Genomic DNA, 7,238 nt, shown 5'->3' with positions numbered 1-7,238 from the left:
GCGCCCCCGGGGGGGGGTGCGGGGCGGGGGGGGCGCGCGCGTCCCCCCGCCCGGGGGGGGGGGGGGGCGCCCCGGGCCCGCCCCCCCCCCCCCCCCCCCCCACCTCGGTGTGAGTTCACGTCAGATCTGCGCCCAGACCCGGGCGTTGAGGTCGCGGTACTGCTCCCGCCAGCCGGGCAGTGCCCCGGCCATCTGCTCCGCGAACGCCGGCGGCAGCGCGGCGATCAGCGCGTCCACCACCACCGGGTCCACGTCCTCCTCGGTCCAGGTCGAGACGAGCCACCGCGGCGGCTCACCCGCCCCGGGGCCGCCCTGGCCGGCCCGGCCCGGGCCACCACCGGGGCCGCCCTTGCCCGGACCGGCGCCTGGACCAGCGCCAGGACCGGCGCCAGGACCGCCCTTGCCCTGGCCGCCGGCCAGTTCCTCGGGGCGGATCCGGTCCACCAGCACCGGCACGATGTGCTTCTCCTCCCGGTCCAGGTGCCGGCCCAGCAGCCCGGCGAGCCGCTCGGTGGCGGCCCGCGCCGTGGCGACGGCCTCGGGCGTCGTCAGGTCGGCCATCAGCCGGCCGATCTCCTTGAGCCGCGCGTCCAGTTCCTCGTGCTCCTGCTCGATGCCGTCGAGCGGCTCGGCCAGCTCCGGGGCGCGCGAGAGGGCGAGCGGGAAGAGGCTGGCGTCCTCGTTCTCGCTGTGGTCGGCCAGCACCCACTCGAACAGCCGCCAGCGGTCGTCCAGCAGGGCCGCCTGCGCGGTGTCCCGCGGGTCGAGCGCGGCGAGCGCCCGCGGGAGGCGTTCGGCGTCCCGCCGCAGGGCGTGGTGGACCAGCAGGAAGGACGTGGCGGCGGTGATCCGGCCCTGGTCGTCGAGCTGGAATTCGGTACTCATACCGGTGAACTCCCTTATCGGGTACCGCAGATGTGGACGAGCGAGGGCGACACTAGCGGAGCGCGCCCGGCCTCCGCGGCAACCCGCGGCGACCGGGCGCGCCCGGTGGTGCACTTCGGTGCAGAGGCACTGCGGTGTCAGAGGGTGGTGAGGTAGCGGTCGACCTCCCACCCGCCGACCGCCCGGTGGTACTCGGCGAACTCCTCGTGCTTCGACCGCGCGTAGAAGTCCACGAATTCACCCTCCCCCGCCTTGCCGAAGGCCGCGCGCAGCACCGCGTCCCGGCGGACGGCCTCGGCCGCCTCGGCGAGCGTGGCGGGCAGCGGCGCACCGCTCGACGGCTGCGCCTCGGCCGCCTCCAGGTCGGCCTCGTTCGGCGGGCCCGGGTCCGCCGACCGGTCGACGCCGTCCAGGCCGGCCGCCAGCAGCGCGGCCGTCGCCAGGTAGGGGTTCGCCGAGGAGTCGACGCAGCGCGCCTCGACCCGGCCCGGCGCCGGCACCCGCAGCAGCTGGGTGCGGTTGTTGCCGCCGTACGTGGCGTAGGTCGGCGCCCAGCTGGAGCCGGAGGCCGTGTCGCCCCTGGCCCCGAGCCGCTTGTAGGAGTTGACGGTCGGGCAGGTGAAGCCGACCACCCCCGGGGCGTGCGCCAGGACGCCGCCGATGAACGCGTAGCCGAGCGCCGAGACGCCCAGGCCGCGGGCGTCGCCCTCGTCCAGGAACAGCTCCTCGCCGCCGGTGCCCCACAGGCTCAGGTGCAGGTGCAGGCCGCTGCCGGTCAGGTGGCCGAAGGGCTTCGGCATGAAGCTGGCGATCAGCCCGGCGTCCCGCGCCAGCATCTGCACCAGGTACCGGAAGAGCACCACGCGGTCGGCGGTGACCAGGGCGTCGGCGTAGTCGAAGTTGTGCTCGAACTGGCCGTGGGCGTCCTCGTGGTCGTTGGAGTAGTTGCCCCAGCCGAGGCGGCCCAGGGCGCGGCTCACCTCCGCCACGTGGTCCAGCGAGCGGCCCAGGCCGCGGGCGTCGTAGCAGGGCCGGGGGCCGGTGTCCTCCGGGTCGGCGACCGCGATGCCGCCGTCGGCCGTGCGCCGCAGCAGGAAGTACTCCGGTTCGGCGCCGACCTTGAGCACCATGCCCCGCCCGGCGAGCTCGGCGAGCGCCCGGCGCAGGATCACCCGGGGGGCGTAGGGCCAGGGCGCGCCGTTGACGTGCGGGTCGCACTGGACGACGGCGAGCCCGGTCCGCCACGGCAGCACGCTGTAACTGGTGACGTCCGGGACGGCGACCACGTCCGGGTCGGCCGGCGACTGCCCGATCGACCCGACCGCGTGGCCCGCGAACCCGACCCCGTCGGCGAGCAGCCGGGGCACCGCCGCGGCCGGCACCAGCTTGCAGCACGGCCGGCCGTCCACGTTGACGAACATGGCGAGCACGAACTCGATGCCGTCCCGTTCGACGGCCCGTACGAACTCCTCCGCGGAGCGCGGCGGCCGCGCCTGGGCGTGCGTCGGAGCTTCTACACGAGTGGACACGAGATCACCCCTCCGTCAGACGTCCAGCGTGACGCGGTACTCGGCGAGCCACGTGTTGAGGCTGAGCACCATCTCCACGTCCAGCCGGCAGATCCACGCCCACACGCCCGGCTGGTCGGACACCCGCGCCGGGTTCTCGGCGACCGCCAGCGCGGCGGGGACGTCGATCAGCGGCAGCACCGGCGCGGCCGGATCGGCGAGCACCTCGCGCAGCTGGCGGCAGAGCTCGCCGAGGTAGGCACCGTCCTGGGTGACCGGGTAGGGGCTCTTCTGCCGGTCCAGGACCTTGCGCGGCAGCAGGTCCCCGGCGGCGGCGCGCAGCAGGCTCTTCTCCCGGCCGTCGTGGTTCTTCATCGCCCAGGGGGTGTTGAAGACGTACTGGACGAACTCGTGGTCGCAGTACGGCACCCGCATCTCCAGGGCCGGCCCCATGCCGAGCCGGTCGCTGCGGTCCAGCAGCACCCCGAGCCAGCGGGTCAGGTGCAGGTGGATGACCTCGCGCATCCGGCGCTCGTGCTTCGACTCGCCGGCCAGCACCGGCACTTCGGCGAGCGCCTCGCGGTAGCGCTGGGCGACGTAGCCGCGCAGGTCCAGCTTCTGCAGCAGGCCCTTGTCGAGCAGGCCGAGCCCGAGGCCGGGGTGGGCGGCGTCGTAGACGTGCATGATGCCCATCCACGGGAAGGTGTCGCTGTAGACGACGTCCTCGTTGTGCACCCACGGGAATCCACCGAACACCTCGTCGGCGGTCTCCCCGGACAGCACCATCGTGGCCCGCTCGCGCACCGCCTTGGAGAGCAGGTACGCCGAGGCGTCCATGTCGCCGAACATCGACGGCATGTCCTGTGCCACGACGCACGCCCGCCGCACGTCCGGGTCGGCGAGCTCCTTGGTGGTCAGCGTGATCTGCTGGTGCACCGTCCCGGCGTACTTGGCCATCGCGTGCGCGAACGGCGCGTCCGAGGTGCCGCGCATCTCGTCGGACCGGAAGCCCTCCGCGCTGGTGAGCAGGAGGGAGAAGCTCTGCAGCGGCGGTTCGCCGTTCTCCTTGGCCCAGCGGGCGGCGAGCGCGGTCAGCACGCTGGAGTCGAGACCGCCGGAGAGCAGCATGCCGCGCGGCACGTCCGCGACCAGCTGCCGGGCCACCACCTCCTCCAGCTGCTCCCGCACCCGGGTGACCGTGGTCGGCAGGTCGTCGGTGTGCGGGCGGGCCTCCAGGGCCCAGTACGTGCTCTGCGCTGAGCCCTTGCGGCTGAAGCGCAGCACGCTGCCGGGCAGGACCTCCTGGACGCCGGCGTAGATCGACACGCCGGGGGACTTCGTCTGCGCCAGCAGTTCGGCCAGCCCGCCGGCGTCCACCCGGGCGTCCACCGCCGGGTGGGCGAGCAGCGCCTTGGCCTCGGAGCCGAAGACGATGCCGTTCGGCAGCCGCTTGTACAGCAGGGGCTTGATGCCCATCTGGTCGCGGATCAGGAAGAGTTCCTCCCGGCCGCTGTCCCAGATGCCGAACGCGAACATCCCGTTGAAGTGCGTGCCGCAGTCCGGGCCCCACTCCAGGTAGCCGCGGAGCACCACCTCGGTGTCGCACCGGGTCGTGAACCGGTGCCCCTTGGCCTCCAGTTCCGCGCGCAGCTCGCGGAAGTTGTAGATCTCGCCGTTGTACGTCACGGCGACGACGGCCCGGCCGTTCTCCTCGGCGGCCATCGGCTGCCCGCCGCCCGGGATGTCGATGACGGCGTTGCGGGTGTGCCCGAAGCCCGCGTGCGGCGCGAACCACACCCCGTCACCGTCGGGCCCGCGGCAGGCCAGGCTGTCCGTCATCGCCCGCACCACCGTGCGCAGCGTGTCCGCGTCCTGCTCGAAGTCGACCCATCCGGCGATCCCGCACATCCGCTCGCTCCTTCCGGCGACGCCTCCCGGCCGTCCGGCCGGTCTCCGTCTCGCCACCACGACGGGCATGGTGGCCGAGCGCGGTCGAGGCGCTCTGAAGACGCATGCCGGGCGCGGTCCGGCTTCGGGCGGACACCCCGGAGGGCCGCCCCGGGCGCCGTACGGCCCGACGGGCCGCGGGCGCTCACGCCGACCCCGCGTCAGCAACGCATCAGGGCGGCGCCAGCAAGGCGTCAAACCCGGATCGCGGGCCGCTGCGCCGGTGCAGGCTGTCGGGTACCTGCAGGTCCGCAGGTCGTTCCGGAGGTGATCCGCATGTCCGTCATCGCTGCGTTCCACTCCGCGGTCCCCGCCGTCGGCCGACGGGGGCGCGGGCTGCGCGCCGCGCTCGCCGCGGCGGTCGAGCGCCTGGCCGCGAGCCCGCTCGACAGCACCGTCCTCCAGGCCATGGGCAAGGAGTCCGCGTCGGCGCGGCGGGCCGGATTGCGCGCCCAGTGGCACCCCGTCACCACCGACGAGGGGACGACCCGTCTCGAAGCCACCTGGCGCACCGCGCGCTGACCGGGGCCGCCGGTACCCCGATCACGGGGAATCCGGCCATGGGGAATCCGGTCGCCAACTGTTCACGAGCCGGTCAGAAAACTTGTAGAGACAAGTGTGCCGAGCCACCGGGATCGTATGGACGCCCGGCCGCGCCGCCGGGACCTCGAACCCCACACGGAGACATCCGCATGATTCCTGTGTCCGGCTCACGACCGTCCCGCCTCCCCGCCGCCCTCACGGCAGCGGCCCTCGCCCTCGCCCTCGCCGTCCCGGCTGCGCTCGCCACCCCGAGCGCGAGCGCGGCCACCACGACGGCCACCACGAGCGCCACCACCAGCGCCAACCTGCTGCTCAACGGCAACGCCGAGACCGGCCAGTGCAGCCCCGGCGGCTGGGAGGAGACCACCCTCCCCGGCTGGCGGATCACCGCCGGCGACCCGGTCATCGACTGTTACGGCATGCCGTCCGGCGCCACCGCCGGCTCCCCCGGCTCGCCGACCCGCGGCACGTCCTACTTCCAGGGCGGCTCCCGCGACAGCTCCCGGATGACGCAGACGGTCGACGTGTCCCCGGCCGCCACCGCCGTCGACGGCGGTTCGGTGTCCGCCACGCTCAGCGGCTGGCTCGGCGGCGTCGGCTCGTACGACGACAACGCCAAGGCCACCGCGACCTACCTGAACGCCGCCGGCGCCTCCCTCGGCAGCTCGGCGATCGGCCCGGTGCTGGCCGCCGACCGCGGCAGCGCCACCGGCATGGTCCGGCGCAGCACCACCGGCGCCCTCCCCGCCGGCACCCGTTCGATCAAGGTCACCATCGACTTCTCGATGACGGGCACCCAGAACGACGGCATGGCCGACGACCTGTCGCTGACCCTCGACACCGCCGTCACCCCCGGCACGCTGAGCGTCCCCGCCTCGGCCGTGCCCGGCTACGACCACGTGTTCCTGATCATGATGGAGAACACGAACTACTCGGCCGCGTCCAACACCGCCACCGGCAGCCCGGGCATCGTCGGCAACACCACCGACGCGCCGTACATCAACAACACGCTGATCCCCATGGGCTCGCTGCTCACCGACTACCACGCGGGCACCCACAACTCGGACCCGAACTACGAGCAGGTCGCGTTCGGCAACAGCTACGGGCGCAGCGCCAAGGCGCCCGGCGGCAACAACAGCAACTGCATCACCAGCGCGGCCTGCGCGGCCACCAACGACGGCCTCGGCGACAAGCTCGACCAGGCCGGCAAGACCTGGGCGGAGAGCGTCTACGGGCAGACCAGCGCCTGCCAGACCACCTCCAGCGGCAACTACGAGAACGACGACGTGCCGTTCTACTACGCCCCGCGGATGAAGAACGACAACGCCTACTGCCGGGCGCACTGGCCCGCGTGGAGCGACTACACGAACGCGCTGAAGTCCGCGTCGACGACCCCGAACTTCACCTGGTTCGCGGCCGGGGCGTGCAGCGACTTCGAGTTCTGCTCGATCTCCTCCGGCGACACCTGGCTGAAGAACAACCTGCCGCTCATCTTCGACTCGCCGGCCTGGAAGAACGACCGCTCGCTGCTGATCGTCACCGTCGACGAGGACGGCAAGTCGTCGCCCGGCGGCTTCGGCCCCGGCCAGACGAACCAGGTGATGACGGTCGCCGTCGGCTCGCAGAACACCGTCAAGGCGGGCTACCGGGCGACGAACCGCTACGACCACTACAGCACCGCCCGGGTGGTCCGGGACGCGCTCGGCCTGCCGGCGATGACGAACAACGACGCCTGGGCCACCCCGTACGACGAGGTGTTCACCGGCACCGGAAGCCCCGCGCCCGCCCCCGCCCTCACCAACGGCGGCTTCGAGGCCGGGGACCTCTCGGGCTGGACGACGGCCGGCTCCGCCGCCGTCACCCCGGCCGCCGCCCGCACCGGCGGCTACGGCGCGGTGCTCGGCTCCACGAGCCCGAGCGCCGCGTCCACCGCCGCCCAGACCTTCACCGCTCCGGCCGGCAGCTCCACGCTCTCCTTCTGGTACGACGTGACCTGCCCGGACACCGTCGACTACGACTGGGCGAACGCCACGCTGCAGGACGTCACCACCGGCACGAGCACCACCGTGCTGGCCAACACCTGCACCAGCGGCCTGGGTTGGCAGAACGCCACGACCCCGGTCACGGCCGGCCACAGCTACACCCTGACGCTCACCAACCAGGACGACGGCGCCGCCGGCGACCCGACGTACACCTACGTCGACGACGTCACGGTCTCCTGACGCCACCGTGGGGGGGGCCCCCCCCCCCCGCCCCCCCCCCCCCGCCCCCCGGCCCCCCCGGGGGGCGCGCCGGGTCGGTGGGGCCGGGCCCCCCCCAAGGAAAACACGCCCCCCCCCCCAACCCCGCCACCCA

General features: G+C 73.6%; 5 protein-coding genes. 2 read left to right on the top strand and 3 right to left on the bottom strand.

Translation table 11 applies throughout. The features are described 5' to 3' along the window. Positions 1–120: 120 nt before the first annotated feature. The 3 genes from ACFV4F_RS08220 to asnB form a co-directional block, all read right to left on the bottom strand. Complete coding sequence (locus ACFV4F_RS08220) at positions 121–885, bottom strand: hemerythrin domain-containing protein (RefSeq protein WP_380500961.1); 765 nt, start codon at positions 883–885, stop codon at positions 121–123. A gap of 137 nt (positions 886–1,022) precedes the next feature. After that, on the bottom strand, positions 1,023–2,414 hold the full coding sequence (gene glnT, locus ACFV4F_RS08215; RefSeq protein WP_380500959.1) for a type III glutamate--ammonia ligase: 1,392 nt from the start codon (positions 2,412–2,414) through the stop codon (positions 1,023–1,025). 15 nt (positions 2,415–2,429) lie between these two features. Continuing rightward, a complete protein-coding gene (asnB, locus tag ACFV4F_RS08210) occupies positions 2,430–4,301 on the bottom strand; it encodes an asparagine synthase (glutamine-hydrolyzing) (protein ID WP_380445927.1) in 1,872 nt (623 codons plus the stop codon). Between the two features lie 315 nt (positions 4,302–4,616). On the opposite strand from asnB, the gene ACFV4F_RS08205 reads away from it, so the two are divergent. After that, positions 4,617–4,862, top strand: a complete 246-nt coding sequence (locus ACFV4F_RS08205) for a hypothetical protein (protein WP_380445926.1) — start codon at positions 4,617–4,619, stop codon at positions 4,860–4,862. Between the two features lie 170 nt (positions 4,863–5,032). Beyond that, a complete protein-coding gene (locus ACFV4F_RS08200; RefSeq protein ID WP_380500957.1) occupies positions 5,033–7,105 on the top strand; it encodes an alkaline phosphatase family protein in 2,073 nt (690 codons plus the stop codon). Positions 7,106–7,238: the final 133 nt, after the last annotated feature.

Origin of the sequence: Kitasatospora sp. NPDC059722 (assembly GCF_042733235.1) — a bacterium.
GTDB lineage: Bacteria > Actinomycetota > Actinomycetes > Streptomycetales > Streptomycetaceae > Kitasatospora.
This window is presented reverse-complemented; position numbering and strand designations above follow the sequence as displayed.